The sequence below is a fragment of the Streptomyces sp. NPDC008139 genome (assembly GCF_042957025.1).
Lineage (GTDB): Bacteria > Actinomycetota > Actinomycetes > Streptomycetales > Streptomycetaceae > Actinacidiphila.
The window spans coordinates 437,267-456,089 of the sequence record NZ_JBIBHM010000004.1; the positions used below are offsets into that span (position 1 = coordinate 437,267).

At 70.0% G+C, this 18,823-nt stretch carries 14 protein-coding genes; 8 read left to right on the forward strand and 6 right to left on the reverse strand.

The window, feature by feature from the left end; all coding sequences use genetic code 11:
* Positions 1–51 precede the first annotated feature (51 nt).
* From ACFZBB_RS10845 to ACFZBB_RS10865, 5 genes are all read left to right on the forward strand, one after another.
* Positions 52–1,350 carry an extracellular solute-binding protein gene (locus ACFZBB_RS10845; RefSeq protein ID WP_391119970.1) on the forward strand — a complete coding sequence of 433 codons (1,299 nt, stop codon included), beginning with the start codon at positions 52–54 and terminating at the stop codon, positions 1,348–1,350.
* A 148-nt stretch (positions 1,351–1,498) separates the two neighbouring features.
* On the forward strand, positions 1,499–2,392 hold the full coding sequence (locus ACFZBB_RS10850; RefSeq protein WP_391119972.1) for an ABC transporter permease subunit: 894 nt from the start codon (positions 1,499–1,501) through the stop codon (positions 2,390–2,392).
* Positions 2,392–3,318, forward strand: coding sequence for an ABC transporter permease subunit (locus ACFZBB_RS10855; RefSeq protein WP_391119975.1), 927 nt, complete (start codon positions 2,392–2,394; stop codon positions 3,316–3,318). Before ACFZBB_RS10850 ends, ACFZBB_RS10855 begins: the two co-directional genes overlap by 1 nt.
* Before the next feature lie 52 nt (positions 3,319–3,370).
* The gene (locus tag ACFZBB_RS10860) at positions 3,371–6,139 is read left to right on the forward strand and encodes a fibronectin type III domain-containing protein (protein ID WP_391119977.1); all 2,769 of its coding nucleotides are present in this window, start codon (positions 3,371–3,373) and stop codon (positions 6,137–6,139) included.
* A gap of 148 nt (positions 6,140–6,287) precedes the next feature.
* On the forward strand, positions 6,288–7,004 hold the full coding sequence (locus ACFZBB_RS10865; protein ID WP_391119979.1) for an FCD domain-containing protein: 717 nt from the start codon (positions 6,288–6,290) through the stop codon (positions 7,002–7,004).
* Here ACFZBB_RS10865 and ACFZBB_RS10870 read toward each other — a convergent pair.
* On the reverse strand, positions 6,989–8,320 hold the full coding sequence (locus tag ACFZBB_RS10870) for a TRAM domain-containing protein (protein WP_391119981.1): 1,332 nt from the start codon (positions 8,318–8,320) through the stop codon (positions 6,989–6,991). The genes ACFZBB_RS10865 and ACFZBB_RS10870 overlap by 16 nt on opposite strands.
* A 155-nt stretch (positions 8,321–8,475) precedes the next feature.
* Entirely contained in the window at positions 8,476–10,539 is a 2,064-nt protein-coding gene (locus ACFZBB_RS10875; RefSeq protein ID WP_391119983.1) for an amino acid permease, read from the reverse strand.
* A 244-nt stretch (positions 10,540–10,783) separates the two neighbouring features.
* Between ACFZBB_RS10875 and ACFZBB_RS10880 the strand changes: the two genes are divergently transcribed.
* Both ACFZBB_RS10880 and ACFZBB_RS10885 read left to right on the forward strand, forming a co-directional pair.
* Positions 10,784–11,449 carry a TrkA family potassium uptake protein gene (locus ACFZBB_RS10880; RefSeq protein WP_355338509.1) on the forward strand — a complete coding sequence of 222 codons (666 nt, stop codon included), beginning with the start codon at positions 10,784–10,786 and terminating at the stop codon, positions 11,447–11,449.
* Complete coding sequence (locus ACFZBB_RS10885) at positions 11,449–12,132, forward strand: NAD-binding protein (RefSeq protein WP_391119985.1); 684 nt, start codon at positions 11,449–11,451, stop codon at positions 12,130–12,132. Before ACFZBB_RS10880 ends, ACFZBB_RS10885 begins: the two co-directional genes overlap by 1 nt.
* Positions 12,133–12,220: 88 nt before the next feature.
* Here the strand turns inward: ACFZBB_RS10885 and ACFZBB_RS10890 are convergent, their stop codons facing one another.
* The 4 genes from ACFZBB_RS10890 to ACFZBB_RS10905 all read right to left on the reverse strand — a co-directional run bounded on the left by ACFZBB_RS10890 (position 12,221) and on the right by ACFZBB_RS10905 (position 16,934).
* The gene (locus ACFZBB_RS10890) at positions 12,221–12,973 is read right to left on the reverse strand and encodes a DUF3159 domain-containing protein (RefSeq protein WP_391120152.1); all 753 of its coding nucleotides are present in this window, start codon (positions 12,971–12,973) and stop codon (positions 12,221–12,223) included.
* Positions 12,974–13,087: 114 nt separating this feature from the next.
* On the reverse strand, positions 13,088–13,486 hold the full coding sequence (locus ACFZBB_RS10895) for an OB-fold nucleic acid binding domain-containing protein (protein WP_188282613.1): 399 nt from the start codon (positions 13,484–13,486) through the stop codon (positions 13,088–13,090).
* A 173-nt stretch (positions 13,487–13,659) separates the two neighbouring features.
* Positions 13,660–14,343: a response regulator gene (locus tag ACFZBB_RS10900; protein WP_188282663.1), complete on the reverse strand. Its 684-nt coding sequence runs from the start codon at positions 14,341–14,343 to the stop codon at positions 13,660–13,662.
* Between the two features lie 44 nt (positions 14,344–14,387).
* Positions 14,388–16,934, reverse strand: a complete 2,547-nt coding sequence (locus ACFZBB_RS10905; protein ID WP_391119987.1) for a DUF4118 domain-containing protein — start codon at positions 16,932–16,934, stop codon at positions 14,388–14,390.
* Between the two features lie 458 nt (positions 16,935–17,392).
* Between ACFZBB_RS10905 and ACFZBB_RS10910 the strand changes: the two genes are divergently transcribed.
* Complete coding sequence (locus ACFZBB_RS10910) at positions 17,393–18,541, forward strand: hypothetical protein (RefSeq protein ID WP_391119989.1); 1,149 nt, start codon at positions 17,393–17,395, stop codon at positions 18,539–18,541.
* The last annotated feature ends 282 nt before the right edge of the window (positions 18,542–18,823 follow it).

Below are 18,823 nucleotides of genomic sequence, written 5' to 3' on the forward strand. Positions count from 1 at the left end.
CGAAGACACGAACCGCGCTGTACAGCAGCAAACCGAGAGGTCGCCATGATCATGCGCAGGGCAAGACTCACCACCGCCGCGGTCCTCGCCGCGCTCAGCCTCGCGCTGACCGGATGCGGCGGCGGCAACGGCAGCGGCAGCTCCAAGGCGGACACCGGCGGCCCGGCGGACATCACTTTCTGGGGCTGGGCCGCGGGCTACGAGAAGTCCGTCGCGCTCTGGAACAAGACGCACCCCGACGTCCATGTGAAGTACGAGGCCATCACCAACGGCGGCGCCGGCGGCTACGACAAGATGCTCACGGCCGCCAAGGCGGGCAAGGCGCCCTGCCTGGCCCAGGTCGGGTACGAGACGTTCTCCAGCTTCCTCGCGGCGGGCGTGCTCCAGGACGTCAGCACGTACGTCAAGGACGGCAGGAGCGAGTTCCCCGACTGGGTGTGGGGCAACGTCGGCGTCGACGGCAAGGCGTACGGCGTACCGGTGGACACCGCGCCGATGGCGATGTTCTACCGGGCCGACCTGTTCAAGAAGGCGCACATCGCGCTGCCCAAGACCTGGGACGAGTTCACGGCCGCCGCCGCCGCGGTGAAGGCCGCGGACCCGGCGTCGCGGATCATGAACCTGCCCACCGACCCCTATCTCTACGCCGGGTTCGCGTGGCAGGGCGGCGCCCCCTGGTTCGGGGTGAAGAACGACGCGTGGTCCGTGTCGTTCGACAGCGCCGCCAACCGCAAGGTCGGCGACTACTGGCAAGGCCTGTACGACAAGGGGCTGCTCGCCTCGTACCCCGCCTTCGACGCGGCGCTGTACTCCGCGTGGAGCAAGGGGACGGTCTGGGCCGAGGTCGGTCCCGTCTGGTCGGCGTCCCTGATCCGGGACAACGCCTCGGGCTCCGCGGGCAAGTGGGCCGTCGCGCCGATGCCCCGATGGGCCGGTACCGACACGGTCGGGAACTCCGGCGGATCGGCCACGGCCGTGATGAAGGACTGCTCGCACCCGAAGGAGGCGACCGAATTCGCCACCTGGATGTCGACGGACAAGGAGTCGGTGTCGAACCTCATCGCCTCCGCGGCCATCCTGCCCGCGTCCAAGTCCGGGCTCACCAACCCCGCACTGGACGCCCCGCAGAGCTACTACGGCGGCCAGCCCGTCTACCAGTTGTTCCGCACCGAGTCGGCCAAGGTCAACTCCGGCTGGATGTGGGGGCCGATCATGTCGATCTCGGCCACGACGCTCGGTGACGGCCTCGGCAAGGTGCACACGAAGAAGGCCACGTACGAGAACGCGCTCGGCAACGCCCAGAAGGACACGCTCAAGGCGCTGAAGTCCCAGGGCTTCTCGGTCAATTAGCAGGGGCCAGGAAGTAGGGCCGCGCGGGGGCCGCGAATCCGCCGCCCCCGCCCCTGACTCACCCTCACCCTCACCCTCGCCCTCGCCCTCGCCCCGACAAGTCCCCCAGCACCCACGTTCCTTCAGAGAGAAGGTGACCGTGTCCTCCGTGACGACTCAACGGCGCCGACTACGCGAGCTCCGCCGGGCCGCGCCGTTCGTCCTGCCCTTCCTCCTGTTCTTCGTCGTCGTCTACCTGATCCCCACCGCGTACTCACTGGAGCAGAGCCTGTTCTCGGTGAAGCGCTCCGGCCTCGGGCTCGGCGGCTCGAAGACCGTCTTCGCGGGCTTCGACAACTACGTCGAGGTGTTCCACGACGCGGACTTCCTCGCCTCGCTGGGACGGGTGGCGTTCATCGGCGTGATCCAGGTGCCGGTGATGCTCGGCATCGCGCTCGTACTCGCCCTTCTCCTGGACTCCGCGGCGATCAAGGGCGGCCGGTTCTTCCGGCTCGCCTACTTCGTCCCGTACGGGCTGCCCGGTGTGATCGCGGGACTGGTCTGGTCGTTCCTGTACGCGCCGTCGCTGAGCCCGATCACCCGCGCGCTCGACTCGATCGGCGTCCACGCCAGCTTCGTCACCGACGCCGCGCTGCCGTTCTCGATCGCGAACATCCTCACCTGGGCGTGGACCGGCTACAACACGATCCTGCTGTACGCGGCGCTCCAGGCGATCCCCGAGGAGACCATGGAGGCCGCCGCGATGGACGGCTGCACGGGGTGGCGGGCCGCGTGGCTGATCAAGGTCCCGCAGATCCGCCCGGCGCTGCTGATGACCCTGGTCTTCTCGATCATCGGCACGTTCCAGCTCTACAACGAGCCCGCGACCATGAAGTCCGTGGCGCCGAACCTGTCCTCCACCTACACGCCGATCATGGCCACGCTGCGGTCGGTCTCCTCCAACAACTTCAACTACGCGGCCACGCAGTCGGTGGTGCTCGGTGCGCTGATCTGTGTGCTCTCCGTCGCCGTCTTCCGCGCGTCGGCCAAGAGGACCGACTGATGACCGCCACCGTGGAATCACCCGCGCCCACCACGCCGACTCCCCCGAAGCCGCGACCGGGGCCCAAGCGCGCCTCGGGAAGCCCGCTGACGACCGTGAACCCGGCCTCGCGGATGTTCGTGCTGGCCGTCATGGGCCTGTTCGCCCTCTACTTCCTGCTCCCGGTGTGGTGGCTGATCGTCTCCGCCACCAAGGGCAGCGGGGAGTTGTTCTCCGGCAACGGCTTCTGGTTCGGCGCGCACTTCGCCCTCTGGGACAACGTCCAGACGCTGTTCGAGGCCCAAGGCGGCATCTACTCCCGCTGGTTGCTGAACTCGCTGCTGTACGCGGTCGGCGGCGGCGTCGTCTCCACGCTGCTGGCCACAATGTGCGGCTACGCGCTGGCGAAGTTCTCCTTCCCCGGCCGTGAGGCGGTCTTCGGCACGGTGCTCGCCGCCGTCCTGCTGCCCGCCCCCGTACTCGCCGTTCCGCTGTATCTGCTCTTCAGCCACACCGGCGTGATCAACACCTTCTGGTCGGTGTTCATCCCCAGCATCGTCAGCCCCTTCGGCGTGTATCTGAGCCGGATCTACGCCGCGTCGTCGATCCCGGACGCGCTGATCGAGGCCGGACGGATCGACGGGGCGGGCGAGTTCCGCATCTTCGTGATGGGGATGCGGATCATGGCGCCCGCGATGGTGACGATCTTCCTGTTCCAGTTCGTCGCGATCTGGACGAACTTCCTGCTCCCCTCGCTCATGCTCGCCAACAGATCGCTCCAGCCCGTGACCGTGGGGCTCGTCGGCTGGCGTGAGATGCAGGGCTATCCGATCGGTTACGCGACCGTCGTCACGGGCGCGCTGCTCTCGGTCGTGCCCGTCGTCGCCATGTTCGTGTCCTTGCAGTCCTTCTGGAGCAAGGGCCTGGTCGCGGGGTCGGTCAAGTAGCCGGTCGGTTCAACGGTCAGCAAGTCAGCCAGTGCCAACGAAAGGATGATCAATGAGAGTCCTGTACGGAGCCATGGCGTCCGCGTGCGTCATCGTGCTCCTCGCGGCACCGTCCCAAGGTGCCGTCGCCGCCGACGACCCACAGGTCAACCTGCTCGCGGCGGACATGGACACCACGATGGACAGCGGCGCCAGTCCGCTGACCATGTCCACCGCCTCGGGCGGGGGCAGCCAGCAGATCGTGAGCGTCGGCGGGAACAACGCGCTCGAACTGCGCGACGCCTCCGAGGGGACCAACCTCGCCAGCTACTTCTACCACCGGTTCTCCACCGGCTCGCTGGTGAGCCGCGTCAACGCCGTCTACGGAGCGCCGGTCGGCAGCCCGGCCGAGCAGTTCGTCCTGAAGTTCGACCTCAAGCGCGCCGCGGCCAGCAGCAAGCCCGTCGCCAAGGACATCTACGCGGAGATCCAGTTCGGCAACGCCGACAACGTCCTGGTGCCGCGGTTCGCCGTACCGGCCGTCAGCCTGACCGGCACCGCCGCGTACAAGAGCACGTCGGGCGCCCTGGCGACGGTCGACGACAGCGACATCCCCGAGTACCGCTTCACCGTGGTGCCCAACGGCGGGCAGCGGCTCGTGACGACCGTCGAACTCGGCTTCCAGGTACGCGTCGACACCGGCGGCACCGACGAGGCGATCGACGTCGACAACGTCGGTGTGTACGACGCAGGCGCGGTGTCCGACAGCGCGCCGCCCACCACGCCGACGTCCCTGCACGCCGGGACGGCCTCCTCGGACAGCGTCCCGCTGCTGTGGAACGCCTCGACCGACGACACCGGGGTCAGCGGCTACGACATCTACCGCGACGGCTACCTGGCCTCCTCGGTCAGCGGCTCCAGCACCTCCGCGGTCGTCACCGGGCTGATGCCGAGCACGGGTTACGACTTCGCGGTGCGCGCGAAGGACGCGTTCGGCCACGTCAGCCCGCTGAGCACCCCCGTGCACGTCACGACCGCCACGTACGTACCCGCGGCTCCCGCCCCGTACCCCGGCACCCAGCAGACCCGGACGCAGTGGCTGTGGGACCGGACGAAGGCCATGAAGGAGGAGGACGGCCCCATCAACGTGGCGCAGTACACCGCGCAGTTGGTGGACCACCAGAACGTCGCGGCCAACCTCGGCAAGCTGGACAAGCTCTACCAGGGCTACGACTACGAGCAGTACAAGATCATGGCGAAGATGTACACGTACCTGATGGCGGGTGACCAGTTCAGCCCCGCGATGCTCCAGGACGTGCGCGCGTACTTCGCCAAGTACGGCTACCAGAAGCTCCCGCAGACCGAGAACCTGCGGATGAGCACGTACGTCACCGGCTATCTGGTCGGGCAGTACTTCCCGGACGTGGCCGACCTCAACGGCAACTCCGGAGCGGCGCTCAAGGCGAGCAGCAAGGCCAACATCGAGGAGATGGTCAACGCCGGGGTGCGGCGCGGCTGGGCCGAGTACGAGAGCCCCGAGTACACGATCATGACGTATGTCGGTCTGAACGCGATCTACCAGTGGTCCGACGACCAGCAGTTGCGCTCCGAGGTCAAGATGGCCATGGACGTCATGTGGTTCGAGTGGGCGAACGACTGGGACAACGGCTACCTGATCTCGTCGGAGAGCCGCGCCAAGGGCGACCTGGCCTCCGCCAACGACCCGACCTGGCGGTCCGCGGACCACACGACGCTCGCCTGGACGTACTTCGGGGAGCACCGGGCGCAGCAGGGCGTGGGCGAGTCGGACAACACCGCGCCGTCGGCGTACCGGCCCGACCTGGAGTACGTGGGCATGCTGGCCTGGTCCGGCACGTCCTACACGCCGCCGCCGCTCGCGGTGCAGATCGGTCAGATGACCGACAAGTCGTACAGCGCGTACAAGTCGAATCTGCAGAACTCCGGCGGCAACGCGATGGACGTCTACCGCACCAGCTATGTGCGGCCCACCTGGGGACTGGCCACCGAGACGCAGTACCGCAGGGTCGACAACTGGATCGAGGACATGCCGATGGTGCTGCGCTGGCAGTCCAACGCGGCGAATCCGCTGTTCCGGATCTCGCTCGACCAGGGCACGGCGCAGATCGGGTCGTACGACCAGCCCGACAACCACCGGGTGATGCAGGACGGTCCGACGGCGCTGGGCATCTACAAGTCGTCGGGTGACCAGACGTCGAACTACGTCAACGCGATGTTCCCCGACAACGGTTCGATCGTGGAGCGCAAGCAGGTGGACGGCTGGACGGTCGTCAACACCGGGCCGATGTACTTCGCGTTCAAGCTGGCGAAGCCCGGCACCTGGTACCACCAGACGCCCAACGACCCGTCGAACAAGGTGAAGACGACGACGCAGATCCACCCGACCGCGACGCTCGGCTACACCTACGACATCCTGCGCAGCCAGGCCGACACCAACGCGTGGGTGCTGGAGACGGCCGACGCCTCCGCGTACGCCGACCTCGACGCCTTCGCGACGGCGCTGACCACGCAGACCAGCCTGGACACCAGCCACGTGAACGACGCCACCCCGCGCGTCGTCTACCACAGCCTGGCCGGGGACGACCTCGACCTCACCTACGACAAGGCGTCCCAGGCGCCCGGCGCGACCCACCTGGTCAACGGCCAGGCGATCGGTTACGACAGCTTCAAGCTGTTCGACACGCCGTGGCTCCAGCAGGACAAGCTCGGCTCGACGTTCACCGCGACCGTCGGCGACGAGTCGGTCGCGTACGACTTCGACCAGTGGACGGTGACGCCCGGCACGCAGCGCGCGAAGCGCTGAGGGCCGCGTCGCATCGATGAGACACACGGCCGGCCGGGTCGCGGGACCCGGCCGGCCGCGGTGTGCGAGGGACCCGCTGCCCGACGGACCAATCCCGATATCCTGACGAGGAGTTTGGCCCGAAAATCTTGCGAGGGTGGAACGATCGTTGAACAACCCCCCAGCGGAAGCGCGCGGCGGCGGCTCCCCGCTGCGTCCGGTCGTCCGCGGTCGCGCCCGCACCTCCGACCGCGTCTACGAAGAACTGGTGTCGGCGATCAGGACGTTACGCATCGCGCCCGGCGCCTCGCTGTCCGAGACCGACCTGTCGGCCAGGCTCCAGGTGAGCAGGACCCCGGTGCGCGAGGCCATCGCCCGCCTGGTGGACAACGGACTGGTGACCGTCATCCCCCAAGTCGGCACCACCGTGGCGAAGATCAGCCTGCGCGACGTCGAGGAAGCGCGGTTCGTCCGCGAAAGCCTGGAGATCTCCGCCTTCGCCGTCGCGTGCGCCGCGCCGGACCGCCGCCTGGGCGTGTGCCGCACCCTGCTGGCGGAACAGGTCCGCTGCGAGGCGGAACAGGACCTCGCCGGATTCTTCGACGCCGACGAGGCCCTGCACGAGCAGATCTTCGTGATCAGCGGCTACCACGGCGTCTGGACCGTCATGCAGCCGATGAAGCTCCAGCTCGACCGGCTGCGCCGCCTCAGCCTCCCCGACCCCGACACCGTCCGCGCCCTGGTCGCCGAGCACACGGCCATCGTCGACGCCCTCGAAGCCGCCGACGTCACCGGCGGCAGGCGCCTGCTCAGCGACCACGTGAGCCGCGTCCGCCGCTACGGCGTCTCCCTGCGCGAGCAGTACCCCGACTACTTCACGGACTGACGGTCGGGCACGAGGATCGCGACGCACTCCACGTGGTGGGTGACCGGGAAGAGGTCGAAGGCGCGCAGGGTGGTGGAGCGGTAGCCGGCTTCGGCGAAGTAGGAGAGGTCGCGGGCGAGGGCGGCGGGGTCGCAGGCGACGTAGGCGATGCGGCGGGCGCCGAGGGCGGCGAGCTGGCGGACGGTCTGCTTGCCCGCGCCGGCGCGCGGCGGGTCGAGGACGATGAGGTCGGCCTCGTCGATCCGCGTCTTGGGCAGGACCTGCTCGACCTTGCCGTGCTCGATGCGGACGCGGTCGAAGTCCTGGAGATTGTGCCGGGCGTCCTCGACGGCGCGCTTGCCCGACTCGATGCCGAGGACGGCGCCCTGGTCGCCGACGCGTTCGGCGAGCGCGCCCGCGAAGAGGCCGACCCCGCAGTAGAGGTCGAGCGCCATGTCGCCCTTGCGCGGCATCAGGCCCTGCATGACGGCCTCCACCAGCAGGTCGGCGGCCTTCGGGTGGACCTGCCAGAAGCCGCCGTCGCCGACGCGCCAGGTGCGGCCCGCGGCGCGCTCCCGGACGAAGGGGCGGCCGTGGACGCGGTGCACGGCGTGGTCGCGTTCGCCGATCCGCTGCACCGACACCGGCTGGTCCAGCTCGACGATCGGCAGCCGCCCGCCGGGGCGCGGGGTGAGGATGACCTGACGGTCGTTCGAACCGGTGGCGGCGATGGCCTCGACGGAGGCGATCTGCGGCCACGTACGGTCCTCGACGCCGAGGTCGCTGATGCCGGGGGCGGCGATCAGGCAGTGGTCGACCACCTCGACCTCGTGGGAGCGGTGCTTGCGCAGTCCGGCGCGGCCCTCGGCGTCCACCGCGTACTGCACGCGGGTCCGCCACGCGGGCACCTCGCCCTTGGCGACCTTGTCGCCGGGGGCGGGCATCACGGTGCCGTCCCAGCCGGCCTGCTCCGGGGTGAGCCCGGCGAGCCGTTCGAGCTGTTCCGCGACGACCGTCGCCTTGAGGCGGCGCTGCGCGCCGGGCGCCGCGTGCTGCCAGTCGCACCCGCCGCAGCGGCCGGGCCCGGAGAAGGGGCACGGCGGCTCGACCCGGTCCTTGGACGCGGTCAGCACCTTCACCGCGTCGGCCCGGATGAACCGCGCGCCCTCCTCGCCCTCCGTGACCCGCGCGACGACCCGCTCGCCGGGCAGCGCGTGCCGGACGAAGAGCACCTGCCCGGCGTCGGTGCGCGCGACGCAGTGGCCGCCGTGCGCCACCTGGCCGACCTCGACCTCGTACTCCTGGCCGACCAGTGACGGTGCGGATTCGGTCTGCATGGGGGCGGTGCTCCTGAGCTTCAAAGTGGGGTGCGCGGGGACGGGCCCCAAGCGTGCCGGGGTGTCCGAGGGGACAAGCCCTCCAGTCTACGTGCCCGCGCCCGGCCGGAATTCCGGTCCCGGCCCCGGCCGGGACCGGGGCCGCGGGCCGGGCGTCACTTCTGGCGTCCGCCGTTGCCGGTGTGCTCCCTGTCGCGGCGCGGCGGACCGACCGGACCGCGGCGGATCGCACCGGGCGCGTTCCAGTCCGCGCGGCGCCTGGCACGCGCCTTGGCGACCTCGGAGGACTCCAGTTGCCAGGGCACCGAGGTGACCATCACACCGGGGGTGAACAGCAGCCGCCCCTTGAGCCGCAGCGCGCTCTGGTTGTGCAGCACGTGCTCGTACCAGTGGCCGACCACGTACTCCGGGATGTAGATGCTGACCACATCGCGCGGACTGCTGCGGCGCAAGCCCCGTACGTACTCGATGATCGGCCGGGTGATCTCGCGGTACGGCGAGTCGAGGACCTTCAGCGGTACGTCGATGCCGCGGCGCTGCCATTCGGTCTGGAGCGCCTTGGTGTCGTCGGGGTCGACGTTGATGCTGAGCGCCTCCAGGGTGTCGGAGCGCATCAGCTTGGCGTAGGACAGCGCCCGCAGGGTGGGCTTGTGCAGCTTGGAGACCAGCACGATGGAGTGCACGCGCGACGGGCGCACGTAGTCGTCGCCCGGCTCGTCCTCGGCGGCGATCTCGTCCGCGACCCGCGTGTAGTGGCCGCGGATCGCGGTCATCAGCGCGTAGAAGGCGATCATGCCGAGCACCGCGACCCAGGCGCCGTGGGTGAACTTCGTCAGCAGCACGATGACGAGCACCAGGCCGGTGAGGAAGGCGCCGAAGGTGTTGATGGCGCGGGAGCGGTGCATGTGGCGGCGCTTGGCCGGGTCGGTCTCGGTGCGCAGGTGCCGGTTCCAGTGCCGGACCATGCCGGTCTGGCTGAGCGTGAAGGAGACGAAGACGCCGACGATGTAGAGCTGGATCAGCCGGGTGGAGTCCGCGCCGTAGATGTAGACGAGGACGGCGGCGAAGCCCGCGAGCAGCACGATGCCGTTGGAGAAGGCGAGGCGGTCGCCGCGGGTGTGGAGCTGGCGCGGCAGATAGCGGTCCTGGGCGAGGATCGAGCCGAGGACCGGGAAGCCGTTGTACGCGGTGTTCGCCGCGAGGAAGAGCACGAGCGCGGTGACGGCGGCCAGGAAGATGAACGGGATCGAATTGTGGCCGAAGACCGCCTCGGCGACCTGCGCGATCACCGGGTCCTGCGTATAGCCGGAGCCGACCGGGACGCCGTTGTTCAGCAGGTCGGTCGCCGGGTTGGAGGCCATGTGCACCTTGGTGTTCATGGCCAGCGCGATGATGCCGCAGAACATGGTGACGGCCAGCAGGCCCATCGCGGCGAGCGTGGTCGCGGCGTTCTTGGACTTGGGCTTCTTGAACGCCGGGACGCCGTTGCTGATCGCCTCGACACCGGTGAGCGCGGCGCAGCCGGAGGAGAAGGCGCGCAGCAGCAGGAAGATCAGCGCGAAGCCGCCGATGCCCGAGGTCTCGGCGTGGATGGTGTAGTGCGCGGTGGGCGCCTGCATGTCGTGTCCAGTGGCGATCTTGAAGATACCCCAGGCGATCATGCAGAAGACGCCGACGACGAACGCGTAGGTCGGGATGGCGAAGATGCTGCCGGACTCGCGCACCCCGCGAAGGTTCATGACCATCAGCAGGAAGATCATGCCGACCGCGCCGAGCACCTTGTGGTCGGCGAAGAAGGGGACGGCGGAACCGAGGTTCTCGATTCCGGAGGCGACGGAGACGGCGACGGTCAGGACGTAGTCGACGAGCAGCGCGCTGGCGACGGTGAGTCCGGCCTTGGGCCCCAGGTTGGTGGTGGCGACCTCGTAGTCGCCGCCGCCGGAGGGGTAGGCGTGGACGTTCTGCCGGTAGGAGGCCACCACTGTGAACATGAGCACGACGACCGCGACGGCGATCCACGGACTGAAGTGGTAGGCCGAGGCCCCCGCGATGGACAGGACGAGCAGGACCTCGCCCGGCGCGTACGCGACGGAGGACAACGGGTCGGAGGCGAAGACGGGTAGCGCGAGCCGCTTGGGGAGGAGCGTTTCCCCCAGCTTGTCGCTGCGTAGCGCCCGGCCGATCAGGATCCGTTTCGGCAGGTCGGTCAGTTTGGACACCCCGCGATGTTAAGGGATCGTCAATACGGCCGCTCCCCCCACTGCCCTAAGGACTGTGGGGGACTTGGTGACGGGCGGGGTACGGCTTCGGTGGGGAAGTTGTGCGTCCGGTCGGCGCAACCTTCTCGCCCGCCGCACGCGTGTGTAGCTTTGGCCGCGGTCTGAGACGCTTGTGCTGACCAACAGTGCTCCGCGGGGCTCCACAAGAGCCCGGCCACAACGTTTGACAGCCGGAAGGACGGTCGTGCACGTCGTGATTATGGGATGCGGGCGAGTGGGCTCCACTCTCGCGCACTCCCTCGAACAGCAAGGTCATACGGTCGCGGTGATCGACCAGGACCCGACGGCCTTCCGCCGCCTGGGCTCCGGGTTCGGCGGGCGCCGGGTGACCGGAGTCGGGTTCGACCAGGACACGCTGCGCGAAGCCGGAATCGAGGAGGCGGGAGCCTTCGCGGCGGTCAGCAGCGGCGACAACTCCAACATCATCGCGGCCCGGGTGGCCCGTGAGATGTTCGGCATCGAGAACGTGGCGGCCCGGATCTACGACCCGCGCCGTGCCGAGGTGTACCAGCGCCTGGGCATCCCCACCGTGGCCACCGTGCGGTGGACGTCCGACCAGATGATGCGGCGGCTGCTGCCGTCCGGCGCCGAGCCGCTGTGGCGCGACCCGAGCGGCGGCGTACAGCTCGCCGAGGTGCACACGTCGGTCGCGTGGATCGGGCACAAGATCAGCACGCTCCAGGAGGAGACCGGCGTCCGTGTGGCGTTCCTCACCAGGCTGGGCGAGGCGATGGTGCCGACGTCCCAGACCGTCCTCCAGGAGGGCGACCTGGTGCACGTGATGATGCGGACCGACGGGGTCGCCGAGGTCGAGGCGGCATTCGCCAAGGGTCCCGAGGAGGCGCGCTGATGAGGGTCGCCATTGCCGGGGCGGGGGCCGTCGGCCGGTCCATCGCCGGCGAGCTGCTGGAGAACGGGCACGAGGTGCTGCTCGTCGACAAGAACCCGACCTCCATCTCTGTGGAGCGGGTCCCGCAGGCGGAGTGGCTGCTGGCCGACGCCTGCGAGATCACCTCGCTGGACGAGGCCGCGCTCCAGCGCTGCAACGTGGTCATCGCCGCCACCGGTGACGACAAGGTCAATCTGGTGGTCTCGCTGCTGGCGAAGACCGAGTACGGGGTCCCCCGGGTGGTCGCCCGGGTCAACAACCCCAAGAACGAATGGTTGTTCAACGAGTCGTGGGGCGTGGACGTCGCCGTCTCCACCCCGCGGCTGATGTCGGCGCTGGTCGAGGAGGCCGTGAGCGTCGGCGATCTCGTCCGGCTGCTGCGCTTCAGCCAGGGCGACGCGAATCTGGTGGAGCTCACGCTGCCGGAGGAGGCCGCGCTGGTCGGCACCAGGGTCGGCGACGTGGAGTGGCCGCAGGACACCTCGCTGGTCACGATCATCCGCGGCAACCGGGTGCTGACGCCGTCCAAGGACGACGCGTTGGAGGCCGGTGACGAGCTGCTGTTCGTGGCCGCGCCGCACCGGGAGGAGCAGTTGGAGGATCTGCTGTCGCTCCAGGGCGACGGCGGCGCCGCCACGGAGTAGTCGCTCCTTGACGACCCGCGAAGGGGGCGGCCCCGGACCTCGGTGAGGTCCGGGGCCGCCCCCTTCGCATGCCGTACGGACGCGCGGGTCACGGCCTGGCGTGCTTGGCGGACTTCCCCGTCGTGCCCGCCTGCTCGGCCTTTTCCGTGCTTTCTGCCATTCCGGCTTTTTCGGCCTTTTCGGCCTTCTCCGCGGCCTCGGCCGCCTCCATCTCCGCGATCACGTCGATCGGCGGCGGCGCCTTCACCAGGAAGATCCAGGTCAGGTACACCGACAGCAGGAACGGCGGGATGCCGAGCGCGACCTTGACCCAGCCGAGCTGCGTCGCGTTGCCCCACCAGTACAGCGGGAAGAGGATCGCCGACTTGGCCAGCAGGATCAGGCCCCAGGCCCAGCTCGCCTTGGTGTACGCGCGCAGCCGTCCGGGATTACGCTTCCGCCAGGACAGGTTCTCCTTGAAGATCGGCCCGAGGATCAGGCCGAGCAGCGGGAAGCCCGCGGCGGCGGAGACCAGATACGCGACGGCCAGGCCGAGCGTGTAGAGCATGCCGGGCAGATAGAAGTTCTTCGCGTTGCCCGACATCATGGCGAAGACCGCGCCGAAGGCGACGCCGAAGACCCCGCTGAAGGCGTGCTTGAGGGTGTCCTTGCGGGCCAGCCGCGCCACGCCCATCAGCACCGACAGCGCGAGGGCGGCGATGGCCGAGCTCTTGAGGTCCTTGTTGACCGTGTAGATCGCGACGAAGACCAGGCCGGGCACGGTGGTCTCCACCATGCCGCGCAGCCCGCCGAAGGCGTCGAAGAGCGCGGCCTCGGTGACCGCCCGCGACTCGTCGGTGATCCCGCCCGCGGCCTCGCCGGTGACCTCGTCGGTCCCGGTACTGTCCGTGCTCCCGCCGGGCGGCCGGGAATCCGCGCGGACCGTCTGATCCGTGTTGTCGATCGACGCCACCTGTTACTCCTGTCCGACCGGACGCAGTTCGTACTTGGGGTTGAACAGCACCGGACGACCCCGGTTCATGGAGATCCGGCCGGAGGCGATGATCCGACGGCCGGGTTCGATACCGCTGATACTGCGGCGGCCGAGCCAGACCACGTCCAGCGCGGCGGACCCGTCGAAGAGTTCCGCCTCCAGCGCGGGCACACCGGCCCGGGGACGGAGGGTGACCGTACGCAGCGTACCGGTGACGGACACTATCTGGCGGTCGGAGCAGTCGCAGATCCTCGTGCAGCCGACGGCCAGGGCGTCCTTCTGCAGCTCCTCGGAGTGCAGCTCCTCCTGCGAGGAGGACAGGCGGTCGAGCATGCGGCGGAAACGTCCCGCGGGTCGGTCCGAACGGATGGCACCACTCATATTCCCCAGGGTACCGGCCAGTCAGAGCCTGGTCATTGCCCCGAAGGGGCGGCTCCGGGAGAGCCGGGTCACTGCCGGAACGGGTCGCCGCCCGAAACCCGGTCGCCGCCCGAAACCCGGTCACTGCTCGGAACCCAGTCACTGCCCGGATCCCGGTCGGGCTCGGAACCCGGTCACTGCTCGAAGCGGTACCCCATGCCCGGTTCGGTGATGAAGTGCCGGGGCCGGGCCGGGTCGGCCTCCAGCTTGCGGCGCAGCTGTGCCATGTAGACCCGCAGGTAGTTGCTCTCGGTGCCGTAGGCGGGCCCCCAGACCTCCTGGAGGAGCTGTTTCTGGCTGACCAGCCGGCCGGGGCTGCGTACCAGCACCTCCAGCAGGTGCCACTCGGTCGGGGTGAGGCGTACGTCCGCGCCGTCCCTGTTGACCTTCTTCGCCGCCAGGTCGACGGTGAAGGACTCGGTCTCGATGACGGCGGCGTCGTCGTCGGGTCCGGTGGGCGTGGCGCGGCGGACCGCGGCGCGCAGCCGGGCCAGCAGCTCGTCCATGCCGAACGGCTTGGTGACGTAGTCGTCGGCGCCCGCGTCCAGCGCCTCCACCTTCTCGTCGGACGCCTGCCGGGCGGACAGCACGATGATCGGCACGCGGGTCCAGCCGCGCAGGCCGCGGATCACCTCGACGCCGTCCATGTCGGGCAGCCCGAGGTCGAGGACGACCACGTCGGGGTGGCGGGCGGCGGCGACCCGCAGCGCGGTGGCGCCATCGTGCGCGGCGTCGACCTCGTAGGCGCGGGCCCGCAGATTGATGACGAGGGCGCGGACGATCTGCGGCTCGTCGTCGACCACGAGCACCCGGTACATGTGCGTCCTCTTCTGTTCGCTCTTCTGTGCGCTCTTCTGCTCGGTCATGAGACGGCCGTGGCGGGCCGGTCGGGAACGCCGGGCGCTCCGGGGACCCCGTGCGCGGCGGGCAGCGTCAGCACCATCGTGAGGCCGCCGCCGGGTGTGTCCTCGGCGACCAGTGTCCCGCCCATCGCCTCGACGAAGCCGCGCGCCACCGCGAGGCCGAGGCCGACCCCGTTGCCGCGCGGCGCGTCCCCGTACCGCTGGAACGGCTCGAAGATGTGGTCCCTGGCGCTCTCGGGTACGCCGGGGCCGCGGTCGACCACGCGCAGTTCGACGCGGTGGCCGAGCGCGCTGGCGGCGACCAGCACCTTCTCGTTCTCCGGGCTGTACTTGACGGCGTTCTCGACGACGTTGGCGACGCTGCGCTCCAGCAGGCCGGGGTCGACGGCGACCATCGGGAGCGTTTCGGGGATGTCGAGGGCGACGCTCTGCTCGGGGACGCCGCCGAGCGCCATCGGCACCACCTCGTCCAGGTCGAGTTCGCGGATCAGCGGGGAGACGGTGCCGGTCTGGAGCCGTGACATGTCCAGGAGATTGCCCACCAGGTGGTCCAGGCGGTCGGCGCCGTCCTCGATCCCGGCCAGCAGTTCCGCCTCGTCCTCCGGCGACCAGGCGACGTCCGCGGAGCGCAGCGAGGACACCGACGCCTTGATCCCGGCGAGCGGGGTGCGCAGGTCGTGCGAGACGGCGGCCAGCAGGGCCGTACGTATCCGGTTGCCCTCGGCCAGCTCCCTGGCTTTGGCCGCCTCGTCGGTCAGCCGCTTGCGGTCCAGCACCACGGCGGCCTGCGCGGCGAACGCGGACAGCACGCGGCGGTCGGAGGCGGGCAGGACGCGGCCGGTGAGCGCGAGGGTGAGCCGGTCGTTGACGGGCACCTCCACGTCGGCGTCCTCGGGCCGTACGCAGGGGGTGCTGCCGACGCTCGCGGCGCAGTGCCAGGCCGCGTGCTCGTCGTCCCGTTCCAGCAGCACCACGGCGTCCATGCCGAAGGTCTCCCTGACCCGTTCCAGCAGCGCTTCGAGCGAGCTCTCGCCGCGCAGGACGCTGCCCGCCAGGTACGACAGGATCTCGGCCTCCGCGCGCAGCCGCGCGGCCTGCTGGGTGCGGCGGGCGGCCAGGTCCACCACGGAGGCGACGGCGGCGCCGACGACGATGAAGATCGCGATGGCGATGATGTTCTCTGGCTGAGCGATGGTGAAGGAGTGCGTCGGCGGCGTGAAGTAGTAGTTGAGCAGCAGCGAGCCGACCAGGGCCGCGGCCAGCGCGGGCAGCAGTCCGCCGATCAGGGCCGCGGCGACCGTCATGGTCAGGAAGACCAGCATCTCGGTGGCCTGGCTCATGCCGGGGTGCCAGCGGGTGAGCAGCACCGCGAGCAGTACGGGGCCCGCGACGCCGGTCAGCCAGCCCGCCACGACCCTGGAGCGGCCGAGTTTCGCGCCCCGCGCGGAGGGCAGTCCGCGGCCCTTGGCGGCGTGCTCGTGGGTGACGATGTGGACGTCGATGTCGCCGGAGTCGCGGGCCACAGTGCTGCCGACGCCTGGCCCGAACACGTACTGCCACGCCTTGCGGCGACTTGTGCCGAGCACGATCTGGGTGGCGTCGACGCCGCGCGCGAAGTCCAGCAGCGCGTCCGGCACGTCATCGCCGATGACGTGGTGGAAGGATCCGCCCAGGTCCTCGACCAGGGCCCGCTGGACGGCCAGTTCCTTGGCCGAGCCGGACACCAGGCCGTCGCTGCGCACGATGTGCACGGCCAGGATCTCGCTGCCCGAGCCCTTGGCGGCCATCCTGGCCGCCCGCCGCAGCAGCGTGCGGCCCTCGGGGCCGCCGGTCAGGCCGACCACGATCCGCTCCCTGGCCTGCCACGCGGCCGATATCCGGTGGTCGGCCCGGTACTGCTGGAGGTATTCGTCGACCCGGTCCGCGGTCCACAGCAGCGCCAGCTCGCGCAGCGCGGTCAGATTGCCGGGGCGGAAGTAGTTGGACAGCGCCGCGTCGACCCGGTCGGGGGCGTAGATGTTGCCGTGCGCCATCCGGCGGCGCAGCGCCTGGGGCGACATGTCGACCAGCTCTATCTGGTCGGCCCTGCGCACCACCTCGTCCGGCACCGTCTCGCGCTGCTTCACCCCGGTGATGGACTCCACCACGTCACCGAGTGACTCCAGGTGCTGGATGTTGACGTTCGAGACCACGTGGATCCCGGCCTTCAGCAGCTCCTCGACGTCCTGCCACCGCTTCGCGTTCCGCGACCCGGGCACATTGGTGTGCGCCAGCTCGTCGACCAGCACCACCTCGGGCGCCCGCTCCAGCACCGCGTCCACGTCCATCTCCGTGAACACGGTCCCCCGGTAGTCGATCTCCTTGCGCCGGATCTCCTCCAGGCCCGCCAGCATCACCTCGGTCCGCGGCCTCCTGTGGTGCTCCACGTACCCGACCACCACGTCCGTACCGCGCTCCGCACGCCGATGCGCCTCCGACAACATGGCGTAGGTCTTCCCCACACCAGGTGCCGCCCCCAGATAAATGCGCAGCTTCCCGCGTGCCATGTCTCCATCGTCCCGCTCCGCCGCCCCCTTCGCCCGGACGGCCCGGCAGGCGCACCCTCCGACTCTAGAACCGCGCAACGGGATATTCCGGGCGCGCGGCCACCGCCGGGGCGACCTTGACGGCGTCTTGACGCCCGGAGCGGGGCCGGGCCGTTGTCGCGAGCGTGACCCGGAGAACGCTGCGCCGGGCGCGGACTTCGCGCCGTCGCGGCCCGTTCGCTCCCCCCGGGTCCCAAGTCCGCCCGTCCCCCGGCCTGCCGGGCAAGGTTTCGGCAAGGGTTTGGCATGCCTTCCGCCAGACGCCCCGGGCAAGCCGCTTCCTGCGGCCGGGCACCGGTCGTTGAACGTCGTTCCGACGGGGGGTTTCACCCATGTCAACGGTGAGCGGGCCGAGTGGCCCGGTCATACGCGATCCCGGACAGTGGGCCACACTGTCCGGCTGCAAAAAGGTCCTGGTCGTGGTCCACACCCTGGTTTACGGGCAACGGCTCCAGGACGTGTTCGAGCTGCTCCGCTCCGATCTGCGGGTCCACGTGATGTTCACGATGGCACCGCACGCCTTCAATCCGGGAGTTCGCCGCTTCCTCGAGGCCCTGGACGCCCAGGTGCTGCCCTGGGCCAAGGCGGTCGCCACCGAATTCGACCTCGTCCTCGCCGCGGGCTCCCAGGGGATGGAGCGGCTGCGCGGTCCCCTGGTCCGTGTCCCGCACGGGGCGGGCCACATGAAGCTGTCCCGTCCGGGCGACGGGCCGCAGCGCGCTGTCGGCGGGCTCGGCAGGAACTACCTGATGTGGGGCGACCGCGTCGTGCCCTGCGCGTACGCGCTCGCCCACCGCGACGACCTGGCGCTGCTGTCGCGGTCCTGCCCCGAGGCGCTGCCCATCGCCGAGGTGGTCGGGGACGCCTCCTACGACCGGATCGCGCGCAGCCTGGGGCGCCGGGACGAGTACCGCAGGGCGCTGGGCCTGCGGGACGGGGAGAAGCTGGTGCTGGTCTGTTCCACCTGGGGCCTCGGGTCGAGCTTCAACCGGCTGGAGGCACTGCTGCCGCGCCTGCTGACCGAACTGGCCCCGGAGGACGGCTACCGCAAGGCCCTGCTGCTGCATCCCAATGTGTGGGCCGGGCACGGCGGCTGGCAGGTGCGGGCCTGGCTCACGGACAACGGTCTGGGCGCCGTCCCGCTCATCGGCCCGGAAACCGACTGGCGCCCGCTGGTGATCGCCTCGGACTTCGTCATCGGCGACCACGGATCCGTGACGCTCTACGCGACGATGTGCGACGTCCCGATCGTGATGGCCAGATTCGTCGAGCAGGACGTCAATCCCCATTCGCCCGCCGCGGTGCTGGCGACCGTGGCGCCCGCCCTGTCGCCGACCCACCCGCTGTCCCGTCAACTCGCCTACGCCGAGGGCCGGTACGAACCGAGGGCGTACCGCGACATCTCCACCCGGATCTCCTCGGAGCCCGGCCGCTTCAACCAGAACATGAGAGGTCTGCTGTACCGGTTCCTGGGACTGGGCGAACCCGCGCACGAGCCGTCCACCAGACGGCTGCCGCTTCCGGAGCCGCTGCCGACCGCGACGGTACGGGGAGGTGACACGTGGTGACGCCGTCCGGCCACCGTCAGGTACGGGTGATGCTGCGGATTCCCCGGCCCGATGACGCCGGTTCCCCGCCGTTCGCCGCCTTCACCGACGAGCATGTGAGCGCCCGGCTGGACGGCGGGCACGATGCCCACTGGCGGCACTGCGCCGACGTCCTGTGGGACGCCGAGGAAGCCGCCACCATGGCCGCCGCGGCCGATCGGGCCGGGGCGGTGCTCCGCGGGAGTCCCGGAGCGCGGGTGGTCTGCGTGGGGTACGGGCAGGGTCGCTGCGTGGCGGTCTGTG